General features: G+C 70.6%; 20 protein-coding genes and 1 pseudogene. 11 read left to right on the forward strand and 10 right to left on the reverse strand.

The window, feature by feature from the left end:
- The first annotated feature begins 245 nt into the window (after nt 1–245).
- The 4 genes from ACQEWB_RS10085 to ACQEWB_RS10100 are packed head-to-tail and all read left to right on the forward strand — an operon-like array spanning nt 246 to nt 6,639.
- A complete protein-coding gene (locus ACQEWB_RS10085) occupies nt 246–1,034 on the forward strand; it encodes a glycosyltransferase family 2 protein (RefSeq protein WP_432829253.1) in 789 nt (262 codons plus the stop codon).
- Entirely contained in the window at nt 1,031–2,032 is a 1,002-nt protein-coding gene (locus tag ACQEWB_RS10090; RefSeq protein WP_432829255.1) for a glycosyltransferase family 2 protein, read from the forward strand. The genes ACQEWB_RS10085 and ACQEWB_RS10090 overlap by 4 nt, the downstream gene beginning before the upstream one ends.
- Complete coding sequence (locus ACQEWB_RS10095; protein WP_432829257.1) at nt 2,025–2,825, forward strand: polysaccharide deacetylase family protein; 801 nt, start codon at nt 2,025–2,027, stop codon at nt 2,823–2,825. Before ACQEWB_RS10090 ends, ACQEWB_RS10095 begins: the two co-directional genes overlap by 8 nt.
- Nucleotides 2,818–6,639, forward strand: a complete 3,822-nt coding sequence (locus ACQEWB_RS10100; protein ID WP_432829259.1) for a lipopolysaccharide biosynthesis protein — start codon at nt 2,818–2,820, stop codon at nt 6,637–6,639. The genes ACQEWB_RS10095 and ACQEWB_RS10100 overlap by 8 nt, the downstream gene beginning before the upstream one ends.
- 43 nt (nt 6,640–6,682) lie before the next feature.
- Here the strand turns inward: ACQEWB_RS10100 and ACQEWB_RS10105 are convergent, their stop codons facing one another.
- Nucleotides 6,683–8,104 (reverse strand): GH39 family glycosyl hydrolase, encoded by a 1,422-nt coding sequence (locus ACQEWB_RS10105; protein WP_432829261.1) that lies wholly within the window; start codon nt 8,102–8,104, stop codon nt 6,683–6,685.
- Nucleotides 8,105–8,272: 168 nt separating this feature from the next.
- Here ACQEWB_RS10105 and ACQEWB_RS10110 point away from each other — a divergent pair, with 168 nt between their 5' ends.
- Nucleotides 8,273–9,370: a DUF5925 domain-containing protein gene (locus tag ACQEWB_RS10110; RefSeq protein WP_432829263.1), complete on the forward strand. Its 1,098-nt coding sequence runs from the start codon at nt 8,273–8,275 to the stop codon at nt 9,368–9,370.
- Between the two features lie 143 nt (nt 9,371–9,513).
- On the opposite strand, the gene ACQEWB_RS10115 is transcribed toward ACQEWB_RS10110, so the two are convergent.
- Entirely contained in the window at nt 9,514–9,885 is a 372-nt protein-coding gene (locus ACQEWB_RS10115; protein WP_432829265.1) for a GntR family transcriptional regulator, read from the reverse strand.
- Between the two features lie 85 nt (nt 9,886–9,970).
- Between ACQEWB_RS10115 and ACQEWB_RS10120 the strand changes: the two genes are divergently transcribed.
- The gene (locus tag ACQEWB_RS10120) at nt 9,971–10,903 is read left to right on the forward strand and encodes an N-acetyltransferase family protein (protein WP_432829267.1); all 933 of its coding nucleotides are present in this window, start codon (nt 9,971–9,973) and stop codon (nt 10,901–10,903) included.
- Nucleotides 10,884–11,384, forward strand: a complete 501-nt coding sequence (locus tag ACQEWB_RS10125) for a DUF402 domain-containing protein (protein WP_432829269.1) — start codon at nt 10,884–10,886, stop codon at nt 11,382–11,384. The genes ACQEWB_RS10120 and ACQEWB_RS10125 overlap by 20 nt, the downstream gene beginning before the upstream one ends.
- A gap of 27 nt (nt 11,385–11,411) precedes the next feature.
- On the opposite strand, the gene ACQEWB_RS10130 is transcribed toward ACQEWB_RS10125, so the two are convergent.
- Entirely contained in the window at nt 11,412–12,038 is a 627-nt protein-coding gene (locus ACQEWB_RS10130; protein WP_432829271.1) for a class I SAM-dependent methyltransferase, read from the reverse strand.
- Nucleotides 12,039–12,177: 139 nt separating this feature from the next.
- On the opposite strand from ACQEWB_RS10130, the gene ACQEWB_RS10135 reads away from it, so the two are divergent.
- On the forward strand, nt 12,178–12,312 hold the full coding sequence (locus tag ACQEWB_RS10135) for a hypothetical protein (RefSeq protein ID WP_432829273.1): 135 nt from the start codon (nt 12,178–12,180) through the stop codon (nt 12,310–12,312).
- Between the two features lie 19 nt (nt 12,313–12,331).
- Here ACQEWB_RS10135 and ACQEWB_RS10140 read toward each other — a convergent pair whose 3' ends face one another.
- A complete protein-coding gene (locus ACQEWB_RS10140) occupies nt 12,332–12,781 on the reverse strand; it encodes a GNAT family N-acetyltransferase (RefSeq protein ID WP_432829275.1) in 450 nt (149 codons plus the stop codon).
- 139 nt (nt 12,782–12,920) lie between these two features.
- Between ACQEWB_RS10140 and ACQEWB_RS10145 the strand changes: the two genes are divergently transcribed.
- The gene (locus ACQEWB_RS10145) at nt 12,921–13,922 is read left to right on the forward strand and encodes a lytic polysaccharide monooxygenase (protein ID WP_432829277.1); all 1,002 of its coding nucleotides are present in this window, start codon (nt 12,921–12,923) and stop codon (nt 13,920–13,922) included.
- A 61-nt stretch (nt 13,923–13,983) separates the two neighbouring features.
- Here the strand turns inward: ACQEWB_RS10145 and ACQEWB_RS10150 are convergent, their stop codons facing one another.
- Together ACQEWB_RS10150 and ACQEWB_RS10155 are read right to left on the reverse strand one after the other, a co-directional pair.
- Complete coding sequence (locus tag ACQEWB_RS10150) at nt 13,984–14,856, reverse strand: esterase/lipase family protein (RefSeq protein ID WP_432829279.1); 873 nt, start codon at nt 14,854–14,856, stop codon at nt 13,984–13,986.
- 185 nt (nt 14,857–15,041) lie between these two features.
- Nucleotides 15,042–15,488, reverse strand: a complete 447-nt coding sequence (locus tag ACQEWB_RS10155; RefSeq protein WP_432829281.1) for a MarR family winged helix-turn-helix transcriptional regulator — start codon at nt 15,486–15,488, stop codon at nt 15,042–15,044.
- Nucleotides 15,489–15,601: 113 nt separating this feature from the next.
- Here ACQEWB_RS10155 and ACQEWB_RS10160 point away from each other — a divergent pair, with 113 nt between their 5' ends.
- A complete protein-coding gene (locus ACQEWB_RS10160; protein ID WP_432829283.1) occupies nt 15,602–15,976 on the forward strand; it encodes a cupin domain-containing protein in 375 nt (124 codons plus the stop codon).
- Here the strand turns inward: ACQEWB_RS10160 and ACQEWB_RS10165 are convergent.
- Both ACQEWB_RS10165 and ACQEWB_RS10170 read right to left on the reverse strand, forming a co-directional pair.
- Nucleotides 15,886–16,851: a DNA polymerase Y family protein gene (locus ACQEWB_RS10165; RefSeq protein ID WP_432829285.1), complete on the reverse strand. Its 966-nt coding sequence runs from the start codon at nt 16,849–16,851 to the stop codon at nt 15,886–15,888. The genes ACQEWB_RS10160 and ACQEWB_RS10165 overlap by 91 nt on opposite strands.
- 328 nt (nt 16,852–17,179) lie before the next feature.
- On the reverse strand, nt 17,180–18,949 hold the full coding sequence (locus ACQEWB_RS10170) for a tannase/feruloyl esterase family alpha/beta hydrolase (protein WP_432829287.1): 1,770 nt from the start codon (nt 18,947–18,949) through the stop codon (nt 17,180–17,182).
- Nucleotides 18,950–19,195: 246 nt separating this feature from the next.
- Between ACQEWB_RS10170 and ACQEWB_RS10175 the strand changes: the two genes are divergently transcribed.
- Nucleotides 19,196–20,803 carry a carboxylesterase/lipase family protein gene (locus ACQEWB_RS10175; RefSeq protein WP_432829289.1) on the forward strand — a complete coding sequence of 536 codons (1,608 nt, stop codon included), beginning with the start codon at nt 19,196–19,198 and terminating at the stop codon, nt 20,801–20,803.
- Nucleotides 20,804–20,878: 75 nt separating this feature from the next.
- On the opposite strand, the gene ACQEWB_RS10180 is transcribed toward ACQEWB_RS10175, so the two are convergent.
- Together ACQEWB_RS10180 and ACQEWB_RS10185 are read right to left on the reverse strand one after the other, a co-directional pair.
- Nucleotides 20,879–21,856 (reverse strand): DNA polymerase Y family protein, encoded by a 978-nt coding sequence (locus tag ACQEWB_RS10180; RefSeq protein WP_432829291.1) that lies wholly within the window; start codon nt 21,854–21,856, stop codon nt 20,879–20,881.
- Between the two features lie 5 nt (nt 21,857–21,861).
- Nucleotides 21,862–23,415: pseudogene (locus tag ACQEWB_RS10185) on the reverse strand (DNA polymerase III subunit alpha); the annotation flags it as partial.
- Nucleotides 23,416–23,451: the final 36 nt, after the last annotated feature.

The following is a 23,451-nucleotide window of genomic DNA, read 5'->3' on the forward strand; positions in this document are numbered from 1 at the left end:
CGCGGTGGTTTCCGGAGCGGGGCGCGGTAGGGGGGTGCCGTGCTCGGTGACCGCACTTGTGACCGAGTCGTGCCGCGCGACCGACTGTCGTCAGTAAGGCGGCGGTTGGCCATCTTTGCCAGCTCGCCTCGGCGTGCACGTAGAACCTTTTCGTCATGCCACAGGCGTGAAACCCCCTTTCGAACCGGACACGATCCGGACCGCCCAGGGGCGGGCGGTCCACCGGACGAGAGGGACCAAGACTCATGAGTTCCGTTCTTCGGCCCGAGTACCGGCCGATCTCCTCACATCTGGCCATCACGCCACCGGTGAGCGTGGTGATTCCCGCCATGAACGAGGCGGAGAATCTCCCCTACGTCTTCAAGACGCTCCCGGACTGGATACACGAAGTCGTCCTGGTCGACGGCAACTCCACGGACGACACCGTCGAAGTGGCCCGCGGTCTGTGGCCGAACGTCAAGGTCGTCGAACAGCAGGGCAAGGGCAAGGGGGATGCCCTGATCACCGGGTTCGAGGCGTGCACCGGCGACATCATCGTGATGGTCGACGCGGACGGCTCGGCCGACGGCAACGAGATCGTCAGTTACGTCTCCGCCCTGGTCTCGGGCGCGGACTTCGCCAAGGGCTCCCGTTTCGCCAACGGCGGCGGCACCGACGACATGACCTTCATCCGCAAGCTCGGCAACTGGGCGCTGTGCACCATCGTCAACCGCAAGTTCGGCGCCCGCTACACGGATCTCTGCTACGGATACAACGCGTTCTGGCGGCACTGCCTGGACAAGATCTCCCTCGACTGCACCGGCTTCGAGATCGAGACCCTGATCAACATCCGGGTGGTCAAGGCCGGGCTCAAGGTGCAGGAGATCCCGAGCTACGAGTACCTCCGCATCCACGGCGCGAGCAATCTGCGGGCCGTGCGGGACGGGTTCCGGGTGCTCAAGGTGATCCTGAAGGAGCGGTCGAACCGCAGGGAGCTGCGCCGGCAGGAGCACCACTCGCCGATGCTCGAATCGGTTCAGGGAGAGGTGTCTTGAGCGATCTCGACTTCTCCGTCGTGATCTGCGTCTACACCGAGGACCGCTGGGAGGACATTCTCGCGGCGGTCTCCTCGGTGCGGGCGCAGTCGTACCCCGCACTGGAAACTCTGCTGGTCGTCGACCACAATCCGGCGCTGCTGGACCGACTGACCAAGGAGTACAAGGAAGTTGACGATGTATCAGTGCTGGCGAACGCCGGCCCACGCGGTCTGTCCGCCGGCCGCAACACCGGCATCGCCGCCTCCCGCGGCGAGGTGGTCGCCTTCCTCGACGACGACGCCGTGGCCGAGCGGGAGTGGCTGCGGCGCTTCGCCGAGGGGTACGCCGACCCGCGGGTGATGGCCGTCGGCGGCCGTACGATGCCGATCTGGGCGTCGGGCCGCCGGCCGGCCTGGTTCCCCGAGGAGTTCGACTGGGTGGTGGGCTGCACGTACAAGGGCCTGCCGCCGGGCCGGGTCCGGGTGCGCAACGTCCTGGGCGGCAACGCCTCGTTCCGTCGTACGGCGTTCGACGCGGCCGGAGGTTTCGCCACCGGCATCGGACGGGACGGCGACAAGCGGCCGCTGGGCTGCGAGGAGACGGAGCTGTGCATCCGGCTCACCCGCGCCAGACCGGACGCCGTCCTGCTGATCGACGACCGCGCGGTGATCCACCACCGGGTACCCGCGGCGCGCGAGCACTTCGGGTACTTCCGCTCACGCTCCTACGCCGAGGGTCTGTCGAAGGCACTCGTGGCGCGAAGTGTGGGTGCGGACAAGGGACTTGAGTCCGAGCGCCGGTACGCCACCCGGGTGCTGCCGACGGGTGTGGCGCGCGGGCTGCGCGACGCCGCGCTGGCCCGGCCGGGCGGTGCGGGTCGCGCGGGCGCGATCGTCGCCGGAGTGCTGACGGCGGCCGGTGGGTACGTCGTCGGGAGCCTTCGCGCACGCCGTGGCGGTGCGACGTTCTCCGTCGTGGAGATCGACGGGAGACCAGAGGGGGGATCTCATGGCTGAGGCACCGGTGCCGATCCTGATGTACCACTCGGTCGCGACCGCTCCGAACGATGCCACGCGCGAGCTGTCGGTGGCGCCCGAGGCCTTCGCCGAGCAGATGGCATGCATCGGCGACCGCGGGCTCACCCCGGTCAACACAGCTGATCTGGCCGCGAGTTGGCGCTCCGGCAAGCCGCTGCCGCCGCGCCCGCTACTGATCACCTTCGACGACGGCTACGCGGGCGTGCACCGGCACGCCCTGCCCGTGCTCGCCAAGCACGGCTTCGCGTCCACGCTGTTCGTCTCCACGGGCTGGCTCAAGGGGGCGCACGACACCGGAGGCGGCCTCGACACCATGCTCGACTGGGACCAGGTGCGCGAACTGGCCGCCGCGGACGTGGAGATCGGCGGCCACAGCCACACCCACCCCCAGCTCGACCAGCTCGACGACCGCACGCTGCGGCACGAGCTGATCCACTGCAAGGAGATCGTCGCCGACGAACTGGGCACCGTCCCGGCCTCCTTCGCCTACCCGTACGGCTACTCCAGCCGCCGGGTGCGCGAGGCGGTCCGCGAGACGGGCTACGCCCAGGCGCTCGCCGTCGGCAACGGCCTCGCGCGCCGCCGCCAGGGTCCGTACGCGCTGCACCGCGTCACCGTGCGCCGCAGCACCGGGATCGAGGAGTTCGAGCGGCTGGTCGAGGGCCGTTCGATCGCCCGCAACTTCGCCAGGGACCGTGCCCTCACCAAGGGGTACGCCATGGTCCGCAGAGCACACCAGGTCCGCCGGAAGGCCATCCGTTCCCGTGTCTGACACGACGACCACGACCGAGGCAGCGTCGCCCCCGACCGAGGCGCCCGAGCAGTCGGGGCGCCGCCTTCGCCTGCCCGGACTGGGCAGGGGGAAGGGCGGCAACCAGCTGTTCCGCAACGCCTACGCCCTGATGCTGAACACCGGCATCTCCGCCGTACTGGGCCTGGGCTACTGGCTGATCGCCGCCCGCTACTACTCCGAGTCCGCCGTCGGCCAGGGCTCCGCCGCGATCGCGGCCATGAAGCTGCTGGCCGGACTGACCGCGGTGACCCTGACGGGCGCCCTGGCCCGCTTCATCCCGGTGGCGGGCCGCGCCACCGGACGGCTCATCTTCCGTACCTACGCGGGCAGTTCGGTCCTGGTCGGGCTCGCCGCGCTGGTGTTCCTGCTGACGCTCGACGAGTGGGGACCGTCGTACCGCTTCCTGCACGGGCCGCTCAACGGCCTCGGCTTCATCGTCGCCGTGGTCGCCTGGAACCTGCTCACGCTCCAGGACGGGGTGCTGACCGGGCTGCGCAGCGCACGGTGGGTGCCGGTAGGGAACACCGTGTTCTCCACCGTCAAACTCGCGCTGCTGATCGGGCTCGCGGCCGTGCTGGCGACGAGCGGTGTCTTCGTCTCCTGGGTCCTGGCGATCGCGACCTCGGTCGTGCCGCTGGGCTGGCTGGTCTTCCGGCGCCTGGTGCCCCGGCACGTCAAGGCCACCGAGGACCACGCGAAACCGCCGACGGTCAAGGAGATCGGCAAGTTCCTCGCGGGCGACTACACGGGCTCGCTGTTCTCGCTCGCCGTGGTCTACCTGGTCCCGGTGATCATCGCCTCGCAGGTCAGCTCCGAGGACAACGCGTACTTCTACATCACCACCACCATAGGCGGCACGGTCAATCTGCTCGCCATCAACATGGGCGCCTCGCTGACCGTCGAGGGCTCGCACGATCCGGCCCGGCTGGCCGCCAACACCCGTGCGGCGCTGAAGCGGATGGCGCGGATCATGCTCCCGATCTGCGGAATGCTGTTCATCGGGGCGCCCTGGATCCTCGGGGTGTTCGGCGCGGGCTACGCGGACGCGGCGACCCCGCTGCTGCGCTGGTTCGCGGTCGGCGCACTGCTCCGGGTCTGCATGGAGACGTACTTCGCGGTCCTGCGCGCGCAGAGCCGCACGGCCGGACTCGCATGGTTGCAGGGCCTGTTGTGCGTCCTGGTGCTCGGTCTGACGCTGCTGCTGCTCCCCCGGATGGGGCTGACCGGTGCCGGTGTCGCCGAGATCTCCTCGCTCGCGGTGATCGTGATGATCGCCGCCCCGAAGCTGTTCAGGACCATCAGGGCCGTGCCGGCCGACGTGCCGGAACACGCGGCACCCGACGGTGACCTCGCCGACCTGGGGGCGCGCGAGGTCCCGGCGTCGGACCGGCCCCGCAGGCGCGGGCCGGCCTGGGCGCTGGACACCGACACCCTGGCGCTCGGCATCCACGTCGACTTCGACCACCTGGAGCGCCGCCCCGACGTGCGTCCGGGTCCCGGAACTCCGCCCACGGGCACGCCGGTTGTCCGTCCGGACCACCGGCCGACCTGGGCGAAGAACCCGGAGCTCGGGCTGCCGGTCGAAGAGCGGGGCCCGGGCTCGGAGGCCTCGCTCGGACCGGCCGAGATCGAGGTGGACGCGCCGTTCGAGGCGGAGTTCGAGCGACGGGTCGTACAACAGGAGGAGTTCGAGCGGAAGGCCGAGGCGTCGCTCGTACAAGAAGAGGCGCCCGTACGGGAGTCCGAGCCGCCGTCCGCCGTCCCGTGGCGCGAGCGGCTGCGGCCGTCCCGGCTCGGAGTCGTCCTCGGCTGTCTGCTGGCCGCCGCCCTGCTGCTCTACTGGGTGCCGGCGCTGGGTCTCGACGAGGCCGACCTGGACCGGATGGGCGGGCTGGGCCTCATCTCGATCCTGCCGCTGCCCACGCTGATCGGGGCCGCGCTGCTGGTCGCGGTGTTCGCCTCGCTGCTGTGGCTGGGCCGTGAGCACAAGGCGCTGCTGCTGATCACGCTGCTCGCGACCGTGGTCTCGCTGCACGCGCTGCCCGCGGTGATCGAGACCGAGCCGCGGTTCCCGACCGCCTACCAGCACCTCGGCTTCCTCGACTACATCGACCGCACCGGGTCCGCCGTACCGGACCTGGACGCGCGCTGGAGCTGGCCGGGCTTCTTCGCGGTGGCCGCGTTCGTCACCAAGGCCTGCGGAATGACGGACCTCACCGACCTCATCCGCTGGTGGCCACTCACCATCCAACTCCTCTACCTGGCCCCGATGTTCCTCCTGGTGCGCTCGCTGCGGGCGAGCTGGCGGGCCAAGTGGACCGGCATCTGGATCTTCGTGCTCAGCGGCTGGGTCGGCCAGGACTACTTCTCACCGCAGGGCTTCACCTATCTGCTCTACCTGGCGTTCGTCGCGATCCTGCTGGTCTGGTTCCGCGAACCACGCGTGATCTGGACGAAGAAGCGGCCGGGCGAGCTGGAGGTCGAACCGACGACCAGGCGCCAGAAGGCAGTCCTGCTCGGCGTGCTGATCGGGCTCTTCGCGGCGAGCGTGCCGGCCCACCAGCTCACCCCGTTCGTGATGCTGGGTGTGCTCGCCGTGCTCGTCCTGATCGGCCGCTCCGAACTGCGCGGCCTGCCCGTCCTGTTCGGCGTCCTGGTCGCGGTCTGGGTGGGCTTCATGGCCGAGCCGTACTGGTCCGGGCACTTCAACGAACTGTTCGGCGGGGTCGGCGGAGTCGGCAGCAATGTCTCCACCTCCGTCTCCGGCCGTATCCAGGGCGGCAGTTCGACCCACAAGCTCGTCCTGTACGCGCGCGTCCTGCTGGCCGGCGGAGTGATGCTGTTCGCCTGCTGGGGCTGGTGGCGCCGCCGCGACCACCAGTACCGCGAGCGCTCGCTGCTGGTGCTCACCTTCGTCCCGTTCCTGGGCTTCGGCATGCAGTCGTACGGCGGCGAGATGGCGCTGCGCGTCTTCATGTTCGCGCTGCCCGGCGCGGCCCTGCTGGCCGGACTCGCGCTGTTCCCGCGCACCGGCGTGACCGCCGAGGAACGGGACAAGGACCGGGTCAGCCTCGCCCCGCTGGCGGCGCTCCTGGCGGGCCTGCTGCTCATGGGCGGCTTCCTGGTGGCCCGTTGGGGCAACGAGCCGTTCGAGCGGGTGCGGCCCGGCGAGGTCGCCGCCATGGACTACGTGTACGCCCACGACAAGCCGACGGTCCGGCTGCTGTGGCTCAGCAACGACACGGTGAACGACGTGACGCCGGCGCTGCCGTGGGGCGCGAAGGACATGGAGAAGGTCAACTACGTGCCCACGCTGGCACCGGCCGACCCGGTGCTGGTCTCCGGCCTGGTCAAGGCGCTCAAGGACGCGGGACCCAACTCGTACCTGATGATCAACGAGAGTCAGGTGACGTATCTCCAGATGGACGTGGGCTACTCGGCCACCTGGGAGCCCCGGCTGATCCAGAACCTGGACCAGCGGGCCGAGTTGAAGAAGGTCTTCGTCAACGACGACGCCGTCGTCTACTCGCTGAAGAAGCAGCCCGAGGGCAAGGTGCCGAAGCCGGACCCGGGCCCGATCGGACCGCAGATCACCTGGACGCCGTGGTCGGTCGTCGGCGCCCTGGCCGCCCTCGCGCTGATCGTGATGCTGACGGCACGCGAGGTGGTCCGGGTCGCGATGCGGCCGAGCGTGCGCCAACTGCGCTGGATGCAGAGCAGCTTCTGGTTCTCGCTGCCCCTGCTGGCGGTGCTGCTGGCCTCGCTGGTCCAGAGATTCCTGACGATGAAGTAGCCGTCTCCTCAGGGGACTTGGGCACAGAGGTGGCTCACCGGGATTACCTGGTGAGCCACTTCACTTCGTATGCGGCCATGTCGAACTTCTTGCCGTCGATCTCCGCGCTGATCGTCCGGCCGAGGGTGTTGACCACCAGGACCGTCTTGTCGGTGGCCAGCACGCGCACGTTGGGCACGTCGTCGGCGGCGATCGAGACCGTCTTGTAGGTCGTCCCCGGCGGGAACTCCTTGTCGAAGCGGGAGACAAGGCCGAACATGGGCAGTTCCTTGCCGCCGTCCGAGCTGTCCGTCGGCGTCCACAGACAGCCGGGGCAGTCGTCGCCCTTCTCGTCCTCCGGATTCCAGTAGAAGCCCGAGGAGGCACCGCCCTTGACCATGGCGATCATGCCCGCGGCCTGGACGGCGACCCGGCGGGTCTCGGACCAGCCCTTGCGCTCGTCGTTGCCGTCGGCGGGCTCGACGTAGTATTCGGCCCACCACAGCGGCAGGTCGTCCGTCTGCTGCCGCACCCACTGCCCCACGGCCGTCAGCTTGTCGGTGGCCCCGAACTCGTTCGGCAGCATCTCGTCGTCGTTGGTGTAGCTGGAGCCGTCCACGACGACGAAGTCGGCGCCCACCTTGTTCTTGTTCCAGTAGTCGAAGGCGTCGAGGACCCGCTGGTCCATCGCGCCCCACGGCCCCTTGAAGGTCTTCGACGCCTCGTCCGCGCGCGGGTCGACGCTGTCCATCACCAGGTACGGCCCGCCGACCATGATGTCCTTGTCGACCTTCTTCAACGCCTTGTAGACGAGGTTGTACAGCTTCGTGTAACCCTCGTAGTCCCAGCGGCCCTTGGAGTCGTTCCAGAAGCCCTTGAACTCGTTCCAGACGATGAAGTGCCGCACGTCCGGATAGCGCTTGGCGACGGTCGCGGCGAGCGCGGCGAAGTCGGCGTAGTGCGAGGGCAGCGGGGCGGTCTCCAGCGCGGACTGGCTCCAGTCGGTGCTGTCGACGCCTGCCTTGCCGCCCTTCATCCAGTCCGGCGAGCAGCACAGCGTGACCACCGGGGTGCCGCCGGACTTGCGGATGAAGTCGATACGGCGGTCCATCGCGCCGAAGTCGTAACGCCCCTTGACCGGCTCGGGGTTGTCGGCGCCCCAGCCCATGATCGCCTGGTCCTGCGGCAGCCCGCCGGCGTCCGAGATCAGCTTCTCGACCCGACCGGTCGCGGTGTCGCTGCCCTCGTCGGCGCTGTACTGGGTGTGTGTGAAGCCCCAGCCGACGTCGGGGCTGTCCTGGTCCGGCGGGGTCACCGGAGTGCCGTGCACGGTGTCGCCGTTCTTCGAGGTGCCCCTGGTGCCGTCTCCGCTGTCCGGAAGCGTGTTGATCAGGGTCACGATCAGAGCGAGTGCGGCCATGCCCACGCCGAGCAGTGCGGTGAGCTGCCACCGCCGTGCCCCCGATGTCCACCCATGACGTCCCATCGGGAAAACAGTAACGGGGGAGGTCCCCGATCGGGCAGATGTCGTAAATCCACAGCTTCGTAACAGGACGGAGGGGACATCGAAGGAGACACGAGGACACAGCCGACACACCCGGCGCACTACGGAAACCGGATGCACGCGGGGCGCCCGTGCCGGATCATGGACGCCATGTCTGCGAACCCACACGACGCGCTGCCGATCCGGCTCAACGTCGACGACAGCGACTCACCGTCCGACGTCGTCGACGCGCTGTTCCTCGGCCGCTTCGCGACGGGCGAGCAGCCGTACTCGCATGCGGCCAACATCGACCGGGTCCGCTCCGGGGCCACGCTCCTGCCGTCCGGCGCGCGGGTGCTGCGGGTGGCCCGCGACGACGACCGCAGCGCGACGCTGGCCGAGGGCGAGGGCTGGACGCTGCTGGTCTCCCGCTGGAACCGGGGCGCGGACGTCACGGTCACGGCGACCACCGCCGAGCTGGCGAAGAAGGTCCTCGACCAGGCGACGGACGGCGCGGCGGACGAGCCCGAACCCCAGCCGGACAACGTGACGATGGGCTTCTGGTACGTCTCCCCCAGGCGCGGCCCGCACCGCACGACCCGGCAGATCTCCGCCGGCACCTGGGACGAGGTCCGGGACAACTACACGGCACCGGTCGCGGACGCGATGGACCGCCTGATGAAGACGACCCCGGAGGACATCGCGGGCCGGCTCCTGCTGCTGCTGCACGGCCCGCCGGGCACCGGGAAGACCTCCGCCCTGCGCACGCTCGCCCGTTCCTGGCGGGACTGGTGCCAGGTGGACTGCGTCCTGGACCCCGAGCGGCTCTTCTCCGACGTCGGCTATCTGATGGACATCGCGATCGGCGAGGAGGACGGCACGGGCAAGGGCCGCTGGCGTCTCCTCCTCCTGGAGGACTGCGACGAGCTGATCCGCGGCGAGGCCAAGCACACGGCGGGCCAGGCCCTGTCCCGCCTGCTCAACCTCACCGACGGCCTGCTCGGCCAGGGCCGCAACGTGCTGGTGGGCGTCACCACCAACGAGGACCTGGAGCGCCTCCACCCGGCGGTCGTCCGCCCCGGCCGCTGCCTGGCCCGCATCGAGGTGGGCGCCCTGACCCGCCGCGAGGCGGTGAGCTGGCTCGGCACGGAGGAGGGCGTCGGGCGCGAGGGCGCGACCCTGGCAGAGCTGTACGCCCTGCGCCGCGGCACGTCCCCGACATCGGTACCGGATCCGCGGGAGGGGGCGGACGCGGGGCTGTATCTGTAGGTGGTCCGGGGCGCGGGGCTGTATCTGTAGGCACTCCGGGGCGCGGGGCCGATTGGCCGGCGCCAGCCTTGTCCTCAGTCACCTGATGTCCGCCGCAACGGCGTTCAAGCCCCGCGGCGCATCCCGGCGGTGCCGAACCTCCCTCAGCCCTCCCCGAATCCCGCCCGCAACGCATCGCGCACAGCGGCCAGCGCCGCCGCCTCCCCCAACCCCAGCCGCCGAGCACGCTCCGCATAGGCCTGGGCCGCCGACGCCAACTCCCGCTCCGCGGCCGAGCCGGCGGCAGCCACATACGTGCCGTTGCGCCCCCGCGTCTCGATCACCCCGTCGCTCTCCAGCGCCCGATACGCCTTGGCCACCGTGTTGGCCGCCAGCCCCAGCCCCTCCGCGAGCCCCCGCACGGTCGGCAGCCGGTACCCGACGGGCAGCACCCCCGCCCGCGCCTGCTCGGAGATCTGCGCCCGCACCTGCTCGTACGGCGGCGCGCTGTCGTCGATGTGGATCTTCAAGGTCACGCTGCCGATTCTCCCGCACCCACCGGAGAATGGGAGGCGGGAAAATGAGAGGCGTCCGCGCGTGTCCCGTCATAGCGTGCGCCCAATGACACTGAACGTGCGCGACCTGCGCATTGACGACCCCGCCGACGTCGAGGCCTTCGCCCGGGTACGGCACCTGGCCCTCCCCTACATGGTGTGGACCCCGGACGCCATCGTGCACCGCCTCGCCCGCACCCACCCCGACGCCCGTTTCAGGTCCCTCGTCGCGGAGGAGGACGGCGAGGTGATCGGCACGGCCCAGGTGCAGCTCGCGCACGACAGCCCCGAGCCGGGCCAGGGCATGCTCAACATCTACGTACGCCCGGACCGGACCCGCCGCGGCGCCGGCGAACTCCTGGTGCGGGCGTCGCAGGACCACCTCTCCGCGTACGGCGCGACGAAGCTGTTCTCCTGGGTGCTGGACGAGCCGGCCAACCGCGCCTTCGCCGAGCGGCGCGGCTATCACGCCAGCCGCTCCGCGCACTTCCTCCGCCTCGACCTGGCCGCCGGCCCCCTCCCGCCGCCGCAGACCCCGCCGCCCGGCGTCGAGCTGCGCAGCGCCGCGGAGTTCGCGGACGACCCGCGCCCGCTGTTCGAGCTGGACGCGGAGACGGCCTCGGACGAACCGAGCGACGTGGACACCGAGTTCAGCGACTACGAGAACTGGATCGAGGAGAACTGGAAACACCCGCTCCTCGACCGGGAGTTGACGATGGTCGCGGTGGTGGACGGCCGCCCCGCCGCGTTCAGCGTGGCCCACACGGACCCCGCCACCGGCCGCTACGCCACCGCGATGACCGGCACCTCCCGCGACTTCCGCGGCCGGGGCCTGGCCAAGCTCGCCAAGAACGCCTCCCTGCACCGCGCCCGCGCCGCCGGCTTCACCGAGGCCCTGACGGGCAACGACGCGGGCAACGAGCCGATGCTCGCGATCAACAAGTGGTTCGGGTACGAGATCTGCGGTACGGAGGTGCGCTTTGTCCGCGAACTCGGCTGAGCAGACGGGCCGGTTGGAGGTCGTCCTGGTCAAGGCCGGCCGCACGAAGATCCGTTACGGCGCCGAGCTGCTCGGCGACGACGGCACCCGGGTCGCCGTGAGCGCCCCCTGGGCCGGCGCGGGGGTGCGCGACTTCGGCTTCGTCCGCTTCGAGCCGGGCGACGTCTTCACCGAGTACTACTGGCGGGACCGCTGGTACGCGGTGAAGGCGGTCCGGGACGCCGAGGGCGCGCTGAAGGGCTGGTACTGCGACATCACCCGGCCCGCCGTGCTCTCCGGCGCCGAGCTGGTCGTCGAGGATCTCGACCTGGACCTGTGGGTCTCCGCGGACGGCACGGCCGTACTCCGCCTGGACGAGGACGAGTTCGCCGACAGCGGCCTGTCGGAGTCGGACCCGCGGGCCGCGGCCGCCGCCGTCGCCGCGCTGGACGAGCTGGAGGCGCTGGCCCGCGGAGGCGGCCTCGAGGCCCTGCTGGCCTGAGCCGCACCTGTGGCCCTGAGCCGGCCCTCAGACCTCCGCCACCACCACGTACCGCTCGTCGTGCACCTCCCCGCCCCACAGCGCCGCCTCCTCCGACAGCCGCTCCACCCGCACCTCGGCGGCGAGCGGCGCGACGAGGCCGGCGAGCACGTCGGACGGTATGCCGGCCGGCGTGACCGTCCCCCACACGCCCTCGACCAGCACCAGCCGGCCGCCGGGGCGCAGCAGCCCGCGCCAGTGCCGCAGGGCGCGGCCGGCGTCGGGCAGGGCCCACACCACGTGCCGTACGAGAATCACGTCGAAGCGCTGCTCGCCCACGGGCGGTGCCGCCGCGTCACCGGTCAGGAACGCCGCGTCACGTCCGGCCAGCTTGGTCCGCGCCAGGTCGATCATGGCCGGGGAGCTGTCCACGCCGGTCACGCGGTGTCCCTGCTCGGCGGCGAGGAGCGACAGGCTGCCCGTGCCACAGCCGAGATCGAGGACGTCCGAGGCGCGTCCCGGCAGCCAGTCGCGCAGCCGCTCGGCCCACGCCCGCCGGACCTCCGGGTCGCGCAGTCCGTGGTCCGGTTCGTCGTCGAAAGTGGCGGCCTGCGCGTCCCAGTCCATGCCCGCGCTCGCATCCGCCCCGGTCAGACCCTCGCTGTCATGTGTCATGGGGCCAAGAGTGACACCCGCCACTGACAATCGAATCGTGACAGCCGCCACTGACAGACCGGCACCGATGAGTCACCCTCCCCCAAAGGGTCTACCTCCGTGAGAACGCGGAAGACGGTAGGCACTGAAGGAGGCAGCCATGCGCCGGACCACTGTGCAGAAGCCCCTGAGGAAGACGGACTCCCGCAAGGTCCGCGAGGAAGTCGACGAGCGTCCCGCAGGACGCCCCGAGGTGCGCAAGGACATCGCACGCACCTGGTGGCCGGACGGCTGACCGAGCGCGGTCGGTCCGGTCAGTCCAGCCGCTTGCGGTAGTGCAGGCGGTCGTACGGGCCGTCCACGCGTCGCTCCACGAGCTCGTAGCCGTACTTCGGGTAGATCTTCTGGTTCTCCCACATCATCGCGTTGGTGTAGAGCCTGACCTCGGGCAGACCGAGCGCACGCGCGCGTGCGTCCACGAAGTGCAGCAGCCGGCGCCCCACGCCCGTGCCCTGGGCGTCGGGGTGGACGGCGATGTTGTCGAGGTACAGATGGTCGTCGTACACCTCGACCACCACCAGGCCCACCACGGGATCGCCGGTGACGAACACCTGCCCGGCCGCCACGCACGCCGCGTGGTCCCGCTCCATGGGCTGCGGCACCACCCCGATACGCTCGATGTAGTGGTGGTACGCGGCGTCGGTCACGGCCTTCACGGCCGGTACGTCGGCGGCGACGGCCGCCCGGATCTCATCGTCTCCCATGCCGGGCACGGTACCTACCTGATCCCAGTCTCAGCACTCCCTTAACGTGAGCATAAGGATCACCATCACCCGCCTCCAGCAGGCGATTCCACGGTTCCTTGGGGCTAGCTTCTGATCACCCGCCTCAAGGAGTTCCCCCATGCCAACACGCCGCCGCAAGGTCGTCACGTTCGCCGCCCTCGGCGCGGCCCCGCTCGCCCTGACCGCCCTCGCGGCCGCCCCGGCGTCCGCGCACGGCACGATGGGCGACCCGGTCAGCCGGGTCGCGCAGTGCTACGCGGAGAACCCGGAGAGCCCGAAGTCGGCCGCGTGCAGGGCGACGGTCGCGGCCGGCGGCACCCAGGCGCTCTACGACTGGAACGGCATCCGGATCGGCGACGCCAACGGGCAGCACCGGACGCTCATCCCGGACGGCAAGCTGTGCAGCGCGAACAACGACGAGTTCAAGGGCCTCGACCTGGCCCGCGCAGACTGGTCGGCGACCGGCGTGCAGAGCGGCTCGTACACCTTCAAGTACCGCGTGACGGCCCCGCACAAGGGCACCTTCAAGGTGTACATCACCAAGGCCGGCTACGACCCGACGAAGCCGCTGGCCTGGGCCGACCTGGACCTCGCCAACCCGGTGGCGACGGCCACCGACCCGGTCGCCGCGGGCGGCTTCTACACCTTCTCCGGCACGCTCCCGGCCCGCTCCGGCAAGCAGCTCCTGTACGCGATCTGGCAGCGCTCGGACAGCCCGGAGGCCTTCTACTCCTGCTCGGACGTCACCTACGGGGGCAGCGACAGCGGCAGTTCGGGCGGCGGTACGACGAGCAGTGCGACCCCGGCCCCGGCCGCCTCCGCGCCCTCCGACGAGCAGATCGCGGACGGTGCCGACAAGTCGACGGTCGAGCACCACGGCCACGGCGACCAGGACGCGAGTACGTCCGCGGAGCCGGCCACCGCCGCACCGAGCACCGAGCCGGTCGCCGCCAACGAGCCGGAGGCGGCCGGTACTTCGGAGAACCTCGCGGAGACCGGCGGCAGCGGCACCACCCCGTATCTCGCCATCGGCGGCGCGGCCGCCCTGGCGCTCGGCGCGGCGACCCTGTTCGCCTCGCTCCGCCGCCGCGCGACCACCGGCGGCCGCCACGGCCGCTAGCGGCCACAACGGGGGGCGGGGCCTGTCCGGCGGCTCAGGTCGGACAGGCCCCGTTCGTGCGTCAGCTCAGCGCCGACGCGCAGGTGGTGGCGGTGGCGTGCGCCGGGTCGAGGGCGTTGGCCGCCTCGTGGAAGGCGATCCGGTCGGTGAGACCGAGCAGGGCGTGTTCGGAGAGGTCGAGCGAGCACAGGTTCTGGATGAGGACGTTGTGCACGTCGGATCCGCTCAGGTACTGGCTGGTGTACGGCGTGACCACCTCGTCGTACTTGCTGGCGATCACCGTGTAGTGGACGCCTGCGACGGTGTCGCCGCCCGCGTTCAGCTTGGTGAGGAAGGCGGAGCCGACGATCTGGTCGGCCAGCGCCGGGGTCGAGGTGGAGAGGAAGTCCGCGGCGCCCGGGAAGTACGGCAGCAGGTTGGTGAAGCCGTCCAGGTCGGTGCCGTGGTTGCTGGGCGCGATGCCGACCAGGGTGTTCACCTTGGCCGCTCCGCCGAGGAACTTGAGGTAGTAGCGGGGCATCATGCCGCCCTGCGAGTGGCCGACGATGTCGACCTTGGCGGCGCCGGTCGCGGCGAGCACCTTGTCGACGTAGGCGGAGAGCTGCTCGGCCGACTGGTCGATGGGGCCGAGACCGTAGACGATCGGGACGCCGGACAGCTGGCCGTAGTCCAGGGAGAAGACGCAGTAGCCGCGGTCCTCCAGATAGGGCGCGAAGGACAGCCAGTTGTCGACGGAGTTGGCGAAGGTGCCGTGCACCAGGACGACGGGACGGGGATGGGCGGCGGACGGCTTGCAGGAGTAGTCGTTCCAGCCGCTCGACGAGCTCGCGGTGGCGTCGGCCGCCTGAGCTGCGGTGGCGGCGGGGACGGTGGCGACCGCGGCGGCCAGCAGCAGCGCGGACAGGGGTCTGAGCACTCGTTTCCAGGGCAGCATCGTGTGATCTCCTTGCGGCTCAAGGGAGTTGCGATGGCCTTACGCCCTGTGATCCGGATCACGAAGGATGCTGTTCACTCGTCAAGTTACGGGCGAGTAGTGCAAGTGTGAAGTTACGCGTCAGTAAAAACTTCCAGTGATAACTGACTCGGTAGTAGCTGTTGGAGTAGGCGTTTGATGAACCGTCACCAGGCAGGCCTGATCGGACCATAGGGCGCGATACGCCCCAATCGATCACGCAACGCCCGCACTTCACCCTCACCGATGACTCCAACCCACCCCTGGACCACCTCACCGGCCGCCTCCTCCGCGGCCCGGGTGCACGCCCACCCCCGCTCGGTGAGCACGATCAGCCGGGCCCGCGCGTCGACGGGATGCGGCCGCCGCTCGGCGTACCCCTTCCGCACGATCTCGTCGACGAGCTGGCTGGCGGCCTGCTTGGTGACGCCGAGATGGACGGCGAGCTCGGTCACCGTCGCCCCGTCCGGCGCGAGCCGGGTGAAGGCGAACCCGTGCGCGGGCCGCATCCCCTCGAATCCCCGGGCGACGACACCGTCGTTGATGCGCTGGGTGAGCTCACCGGCGACGGCGAGCAGGGCGGCGGACAGGGCCATGGCCTCGGAGTTGTGCACGGAGGCATTGAAACACCCTTGACGAATTGGTCAAGCAGCTTGACTATGAGAGTCGCAGAGATGGTCAAGCAGCTTGACCATCCGGGCCCGACCGACCCGAACGGAAGTCACCCATGCCCATCATCCGCACGTCCGAGGCCGTCACTCACGAGATCCACGGCGCCCGCTTCGTCTCGTACGCCACCCCCCTCACCGGCAGCAAGGAGCTCTGCGCCTGGCGCGGCGAGATCCCGCCGGGCACCAAAGCGCCCCTCCACACGGTGAACCGCGAGGAGATCTTCCACCTCCTCGTCGGCGAACTCCTGATCACCCTCGACGGCCGCACCGACCGCATCACCGCGGGCGACACGCTGATCGTCAACCCCGGCGCGACCCTGGGCGTCGAGAACCCGACCGATCAGACCGCGATCTCCTGGGTCACGACGTCCATCGGCCTGGAGGCGGAACTGGCGGACGGCACCCGCATCACTCCCCCGTGGGCCAACTGACCGGCCCGGCACGGAGTTCGGCCCGGTTCGGCGGGGCCCAGGGAACCCGCGCGCAGGGCGAGGGCGCGGACCCGGGCGCGCCGGATGCCCAGGGAGTCGTACATGTCGTATGCCGTCCCGGTCAGGGCGGCGGAGTGAGCGTTGGGTTCCCCGAGGGTGCGGGAGCGGGTCGTGGACCTGCGGTCGGCGTAGTGCACGGTGAGGGTGAGGGTGCGGCAGATCTTGTCCAGGGCGCGGAGGCGGGCGCCCAGTTCCTCGGCGGCCGAGCGCAGGGCGTGCCGGTGGCCGTGCGGACCCGACTCGTCCAGGGGTAAGGGGCGTTCGGCGACGAGGGAGCGGGACCCGCCGCTCGGGACGACCCGGCCGCGATCGATGCCGTTCGCCTTCTCGTGCAGCTCGCTCCCCGCCTTCGCGCCGACCAGCCGCCGGAGCGTGGCGAGGGGGGCGGCCGCGACCCCGCCCAGGGTGTCCAGCCCGTGTTCGCGCAGGGTGCGGACCGTCGCCGTACCGACACCCGGCAGCGCGGCCACCGCACGGTCCGCGAGGAACTCCGCGATTCCGTCCGGATCGCGCGGAACCTCACAGGTCAGCCCCGGCCGGGCCGCTCCCAGCGCCACCCGGGCCAGCATCGGGCCCGGCCCGGCACCGATCGCGCAGTCGACGCCGTACAGGGCGAGGGCGCGCACCCTGATCACCGAGGCCAGCTCGACCGCGCTGCGCCCGAAATTCCGCTCGGCGCCCCACAGATCGGCCAGCGCCCCGTCCGGCGGCAACGCCTCCACGACCGGGGTGAACTCCTCCAGCAACCCGAGCAGCCCCGGCAGCGCGGCCTCGTCCGCCGACGGCAGCTGGAAACGTACGCACACAACGGTCATCCCGCACTCCCCGGGTTCTGCTGCCACAACTTCCGTACCGGTGAAGGCTCTTGACCCGCCGGTCGCGGATCGGCCCATGGGTCACTTCGTAACCGGCGGGCATTTGGATTCGCCGTCCGGAGGCCGGATCCGAGCTGTGCGCCTGGCATCGTGCGAGCCGAGGTCGTCACCGGGGAGTCGACCCGGCCGGCATCCTCTCCCCCGGCAAGCAGGGCATCCGGCCGGCCTCGCTGCGGCCGGATCGGCGTGGCTGAACGTGCCCGGGCCCCGCACACGCGTCAACGGCGCGTGTGCGGGGCCCGGTTGGACGGACGGGGTCAGCGGCAGGTCACGCCTTGCCCTTGCCGACCACCCACTTGCCGTGGATCCAGTTGCCGACCTGTTCGTAGCCGGAGCGGAAGGAACTGATCCAGTTCAGCTTCAGGTTCGCTTCGGCGGTGGACCTGACGGACGTGTAGCTGGACGGGTCGTCGGCCGAGCCGCCCGTGGTGTTCTCGGCGACGTTCGGGAACGGGTACGTGGGCCGGGCGGAGGTGACCTTGCCCGTGCTGTCGACCGTCCGGGTCAGCAGGCCGGCCGGGGCCTTGTCCTGGGTGACCCAGTCGACGATCGCGGTCAGCGCGTCCAGCTTGTCCGGGCCCTGGCCGCCGCCGCAGTGCGCGACGCCGGGCAGCAGGAACAGCCGGGCGAAGCCGGTGGTGGCCGCCTCGCCGCCCATGGCCTTCTCGACTGCCTTGTAGTAGGCCATCGTTCCGACGGCCGGGATGTGCTGGTCGCCCAGACCGTGCCAGAGGATCAGCTTGCCGCCGGCCTTCTTGAACGCGGTCAGGTCCGGGTCGGTAGCGTCGTAGATGCCCTCGTTGGGCTCCATGACCTTCTTGTAGTAGGCGGCCGTGAACTTGATGTCCTTGTAGGTCAGGGCCGGCTGCGGACTGTCGAAGATCTGGTAGCGCAGGGTCTCGCGCACGAAGTTCTGGTCACCCGTGGTGCCGGTCGCCGTCGTGGGCACGATGATGCCGGCCCAGTTCAGCTCGGAGCCGCGCAACTGGTAGCCCGGGTAGAGGAGTTGACCGTGCTCGTCGGTCGGGCCGGCGTAGATGCGGCGCAGGGTGGTGACCTGGTCGGCGGTCAGGCAGTAGGCGTCCGCCGTCGAGGTCTGCCCGGCGGCGCACTTGATGCTCGCCGGGTCCCAGGCGCAGGCCAGCGGGTCGGCGATGATGCCGTCGGCCGGTGCGTCACAGCCCTTGAGGACGGCCGCGTGGATCGGGGCGAGGTCGGCCGTGGTGATGGTGGCCGGGCCGCCGTCGAGGTACACCGACTGGGCGGTCCAGGCGTGCGAGAAGGTGTTCAGCGCGGTGAAGTTGTTGGCCGGGGCGCCCGCCACGATGCCGTCGAAGTCGGTCGGGTAGCGCTGGGCCTCGGTCAACGCCTGATGGCCGCCCTGCGAGCAGCCGTCGAAGTAGGAGTGCGTGGCGGCCTGCCCGTAGTACTGCTTGACCAGGACCTTGGCGACCTGGGCGAGCAGGTGGTCGGACTTGTAGCCGAAGTCGGCACGCAGGCTCGGGTCGGTGGAGAAGAGGCCGCCGCCCTGGTAGTGGCCCTCGTCGCTGGAGCCGACCGCGAAGGCTCCGTCGGTCAGCGGCACGCAACCGTAGGAGGCGGCGGCGCTACCGGTGTTGACGTTGCCGCACAGGCCGCCGCAGCCGAGTTGCAGGTAGTTGGCCTGCCAGCCGGTCTGCGGCAGCCGCAGCTGGAAGTGGATCTGCGGTGCGATCACGCCCTGCACGTTGCAGTACGCCCAGGTGCCGAGCGTGTTGTCGGTGGCGGCCACCTCCGCGGCCGAGGTGATCTCGAACGGCACGCCGGGCACGGCGGCCGCCAGGTCCAGGGAACTCACCCCCGAACAGGACATCGCCGGTGCGACACCGGAGGTGGTCATGGCCGCGTTGACCGCGGTGGCGGAGCCGGACGCGGACGTACCGCCGGTCGTCGCGCTCGCGAGGCCGATGCTCACCCCCGTCACGAGGGCGAGGGTGGCGGCCGAGGTGGCCATGAGGGTGGAGGGCTTCCACCGGCTCCATCTGGGGAGCATGCGCATGCTCGGACTCCGTTCGATCCCAGGCAACTGCGGCTTCACAGGGGCGATACGCCGAGGACCGTAGCCCCATGCCCAACCCGACACAAGGCTGGTCAACGAAATCGTTGACGATTTTCTTGTCAATCCCATGGGCTGCAACCACAGGATTCACGGCGAACACTGTGAGTCCGCGCCGATCCTGTTGTGACGGCGGTGAAGCGGACACAAGCATGAGGCGGCCCATCCCCTCTAGGACCGGGAGCCCCTGTGAGCTTGCGAGACCTCCCCCAACCGCCTGCCACCACAAGCGAGTTGGGCCGCCGCCGACTGCTGGGCGGTGCCGTCGGCGCCGCTGCCGCGGCCACGGTGCTCGGCGGCACGACGGCCGGCCCCGTGTCCGCCGCGCCCCGGGCCGGCAACCGTGGAGCGGTACGCACCGAATCCGGACCGGTGAGCGGCGTCCCGGCGGCCCTCGACGGCATCACCGTCTACAAGGGCATCCCGTACGCCGCCTCGACCGCGGGCGAGAACCGCTGGCGTGCCCCGCAGCCGCCCCCGTCCTGGACGGGCGTCCGCAAGGCCGACGCCTGGGGTCCGGCCTGTCCGCAGCCGGTCACCGGCATCGACGCCGACAAGGTGCCCCCGCTGAGCGAGGACTGCCTCAACCTCAACATCTGGACGGGCGCGGCGAGTTCGCACGAACGCCGGCCGGTCTTCGTCTGGATCTACGGCGGCCGCAACAGCGCCATGTGGTCCGGCCAGCCGGTCTACGACGGCGCGACCCTCGCGTCCAAGGGCGCGGTCGTCGTCACCTTCAACCACCGCGTCGGCGCCTTCGGCAGCCTCTCCCACCCCGAGTTGAGCGCCGAGACCGGCCACGGCTCGGGCAACTGGGGCGCGCAGGACACCGTGGCCGCGCTGAAGTGGATCCGACGCAACATCGCCGCGTTCGGCGGCGACCCGGACCGGGTCACCCTCGCCGGCTGGTCGCACGGCTCCTCGTTCGTGAACATCCTGATGATCTCGAAGCTGGCCCGGGGCCTGTTCCACCGGGGGCTGCTCTCCTCCGGCGTGCAGTACACCAAGGACCCGTCCCTCGGCCATGTGGCGGGCGGTTACGACACGTTGGCCGCGGCCGAGGCCAACGGCACCGCGTTCGCCGACTACATGGGCGCCTCCTCCCTGGCCGACCTGCGGGCGCTGAGCGCCGACGAGATCGTGACCAAGGTGTACGCGCCGGGCGCCCCGACCGCCGGCACCGACTTCGGCAACGTCCTCGACGGCCACGTCCTGCCGACCACCTACACCGGCGCCATGGAGTCCCGTACCGAGTACGGCATCCCGGTCCTCACCGGCAACAGCAAGGACGAGAACGGCGCCTCGCCCACCCTGGCCATGACGGTCGCCCAGTTCCAGGCGTACGCGACCACCACCTTCGGCGACCGGGCGGCGGACTTCCTGAAGCTCTACCCGGCCACCACCGACACCGATGCCGCCGCCCAGTACTACTGGTGGACGCACGTCCCGCCGGGCTCCGACACCACCAACCCGATCATGCCCGCCCAGGACGCCGCGTCGGCCGGCGCCTACCACGGGTCCGACCTGTACTACCTCTTCGGTGGCCTGGCCGGCACCGACCGCCCCTGGACCGATGAGGACTACACGATCGCCGACAAGGTGTCCTCGTACGTCGCCAGCTTCACGGCCACCGGCGACCCCAACGGCCGCGGCCTCGCCGCCTGGCCCGCCCTGCGCACGACGAAGCCCTCGACGATGGAACTGGGCGACGCCTTCGCGCCGCTCCCCGCGGCCGACAGCGAGGCCAAGTACACCTTCCTGAAGCAGTATCTGGAGGCACAGACCACGGCCTACTGACGCCCTGAGCGAGATCGACGCCATCGGCCTTGCGGCGCATCCGAAAACCGGAACGCCGCCCGGCATGGCCGAACGTCACACCAGGGCGGCCGGACCTACCGCCTGCGGCCCGAAACGCCGGCGGACCCGGTCGGCGGCGGCCTCGGCCGCGCGGGCCCGGTCGGTGTCCGGGTCCAGGAAGAGCTGGCGGTAGGCGCGGCCGGCGGGCAGCAGGTCGTCGGCCCGGACCGCGTAGGAGCGGACCCGCGCCCGTTGCAGCCCGAGAGCGGTCAACAGGCCCAGGGCGGTCGCCGCGAGGGCGGGCGAGTGGTCGGTGGGCTCCGCCAGCGCACGCGTACGCGTACTGGAGCTGCGGTCGGCATAACGCACCGTGAGAGTGAGCCGCCCTGCGACCTGACCCTCGCCCCGCAGGCGCCCGCCGATCCGGTCGGCGAGCCCCAGGACCGCTCGGTGGTGCTGCACCGGGTCAAGGCAGTCCCGCTCCAGCACGAGGTCGGCGGTCAGGTGCGCCGCCGGTTCGGACGGAGCGACCGGCCGGGGGTCATGACCGCGGACCCGCTCGGCCAACAGCCGGGCAGGCCCCGCACCGAGAAGCCGTTGCAGGGTCGCCGGGGGCAGGTCGGTGATCTGACCGATGGTGTGGAGCCCGTACCTGCCGAGCGTCTCCGCCGTGGCACGGCCGATCCCCGGCAGCGCGGTGACCGGCCGCGGATACAGCCAGTCGGCCACCCGCTCGGCGGGGACCCAGGTGGTCTCGCCGGGCGCGGACGCGTCGGCCGCCATGGCCGCGAGCATCCGGTTGCCCGCGAGACCGGCGCTGCAGTCGATGCCGTAGAAGAGCTTGAGCCGCATCATCACCGTCTGGACCATGTCGTACGGAGACAGGTCGAAGTATCTGAGCGCCGAGGTCAGGTCGAGCTGGACGGCGCTGGGCGGAACCGCCTGCACATGAGGCGTGACACCAGACATCAGTTCGATTACGTCACCGTACTGGACCTCCGTCATCGAGGCGTGCAGGTGGACGTGGGCGATATGCCGCTGCCGAATACTCACCCCGTTCATCCCGCACTCCCCGGACTGCGGTGACCGAACTTCTTCAGGTCGGCCGAGCGGGTGCCGGCGGGCTGGAGGTCGGCGTACGGATGCAACCGCGCCCCCGTCGTACCGTTGGCCAGGGTCCGCTGCGGCTGCGCGGGCGTCGGATGCGGACGACTCTCGCCGAGCAGGGCGAGCGCGGCCTCGGGACCGTTGTCACGCCGCGCGGCGGCGATCTCGTCCAGGTCCCAGGCCATGCTGCCGACGACGGTACGACGGGTACCACGCACCTGCACCGTGCCGCGCACCAGCAGCAGCCCGCTGTGGAAGACGGTGTGCGCGCAGGCTGGATGCGAATCCTCGAAGAAGGCCAGGTCGACCAGCCCGGCCCCGTCCTCCAGCGTGACGAAGATGATCCGCTTGCCGCTCGCGATCGGCGGAGTCTGCGTCGATGCCCGCACACCGGCCACGAGAACCTGCTGCCCGGCCCGCATCCCGGCCAGGTGGGCGGCATCGGTCGCACCGATCTCCCGCAACAACCGGTGATGATGCTCCATCAGATGCCTGGAGACGTCGATGCCGAGGGTGCCCAACTCGGCACTCAGCGCCTCCCGCCCGCTCATCTCCGGCAGACCACTCGGCTCCGCTCCACCAACAGCGCCCGTAGCGAAGGGCAGTTGCCCCTTGCCCGCGGTCCGGGTGCGGGACTGCCGGTGCAACTCGGCGATCTGGAGCAGCAGATCACGCCGGGTGAGTCGGCCGTCGTGCAGACAGTTCAACGCACCGATCTCCGCGAGGCGTTCGGCAACAGGCCTGCTGGGCCGGCCCCGCTGCCAGAAGTCCGACAGCGACCCGTACGGCTGCCCCTCCTCGATCCGGGCGCACTCCTCCTCACTGATGCCACGCACCGCGGACAGCGCGAGCCGCACCCCCCACTGGTCCCCGTCGGCCTTCTCCACGGTGTGCTTCACCTGCGAGCAGTTGATGTCGACGGGCAGGACCTGCACGCCACCCCGCCGGGCATCGGCGACCAGGACCCGCTTGGGCCACATACCGGGGTCGTGTTCGAGGAGCCCGGCGAGCAGGAACGCCGGATAGTGCGCCTTCAGCCAGGCACTCTGCAGAGCCGGCACGGCAAAGGCGACCGCGTGTGCCCGGCAGAAGCCGTACGCACCGAAGGCCTCGACGGTCTTCCAGACCTCCTCCCGCACCACCGGGCCGTAGCCACCCGCACGCGCCCTCTCGTGGAACCAGTCCCGGATCCTGGGCAGTTGCTCCTTGTCACCCAGCGCCCGCCGGGTGATCTCCGCGAAGGCCCGGTCGCAGCCGGTCATCACCCGCAACGTCTCGATGATCTGCTCGTGCCAGATGGTCACGCCGTAGGTGTCGGCGAGCACCGGCTCCAGATCCCGATGCGCGTACGACGGCGCACCCCCGTGCCGGGCAGCGATGTACCGCTCGGGCATGCCCCCGGCGACCGGCCCCGGCCGGAAGAGACTGATGTCGGCGATGACGTCCTGCACATCGCGCGGCTGGAGCCGGGACAACAGGTCCTGCTGACCGGGCGACTCAATCTTCTGTGTACGGTCCCCGTGTTGCCGACGGTCGTGTTG

This window comes from Streptomyces sp. CA-249302, from assembly GCF_050936785.1.
Classification (GTDB): domain Bacteria; phylum Actinomycetota; class Actinomycetes; order Streptomycetales; family Streptomycetaceae; genus Streptomyces.

Excerpts from the sequence above, each read along its gene's own strand:
- ACQEWB_RS10110 (WP_432829263.1), top strand. The coding sequence starts at position 8,273 with ATGTCTGCGAACCCACACGACGCGCTGCCGATCCGGCTCAACGTCGAC.
- ACQEWB_RS10095 (WP_432829257.1), top strand. The coding sequence starts at position 2,025 with ATGGCTGAGGCACCGGTGCCGATCCTGATGTACCACTCGGTCGCGACC.
- ACQEWB_RS10160 (WP_432829283.1), top strand. The coding sequence starts at position 15,602 with ATGCCCATCATCCGCACGTCCGAGGCCGTCACTCACGAGATCCACGGC.
- ACQEWB_RS10170 (WP_432829287.1), bottom strand. The coding sequence starts at position 18,949 with ATGCGCATGCTCCCCAGATGGAGCCGGTGGAAGCCCTCCACCCTCATG.
- ACQEWB_RS10130 (WP_432829271.1), bottom strand. The coding sequence starts at position 12,038 with ATGACACATGACAGCGAGGGTCTGACCGGGGCGGATGCGAGCGCGGGC.
- ACQEWB_RS10105 (WP_432829261.1), bottom strand. The coding sequence starts at position 8,104 with ATGGGACGTCATGGGTGGACATCGGGGGCACGGCGGTGGCAGCTCACC.
- ACQEWB_RS10085 (WP_432829253.1), top strand. The coding sequence starts at position 246 with ATGAGTTCCGTTCTTCGGCCCGAGTACCGGCCGATCTCCTCACATCTG.
- ACQEWB_RS10150 (WP_432829279.1), bottom strand. The coding sequence starts at position 14,856 with ATGCTGCCCTGGAAACGAGTGCTCAGACCCCTGTCCGCGCTGCTGCTG.
- ACQEWB_RS10120 (WP_432829267.1), top strand. The coding sequence starts at position 9,971 with ATGACACTGAACGTGCGCGACCTGCGCATTGACGACCCCGCCGACGTC.
- ACQEWB_RS10165 (WP_432829285.1), bottom strand. The coding sequence starts at position 16,851 with ATGACCGTTGTGTGCGTACGTTTCCAGCTGCCGTCGGCGGACGAGGCC.
- ACQEWB_RS10135 (WP_432829273.1), top strand. The coding sequence starts at position 12,178 with ATGCGCCGGACCACTGTGCAGAAGCCCCTGAGGAAGACGGACTCCCGC.
- ACQEWB_RS10145 (WP_432829277.1), top strand. The coding sequence starts at position 12,921 with ATGCCAACACGCCGCCGCAAGGTCGTCACGTTCGCCGCCCTCGGCGCG.
- ACQEWB_RS10140 (WP_432829275.1), bottom strand. The coding sequence starts at position 12,781 with ATGGGAGACGATGAGATCCGGGCGGCCGTCGCCGCCGACGTACCGGCC.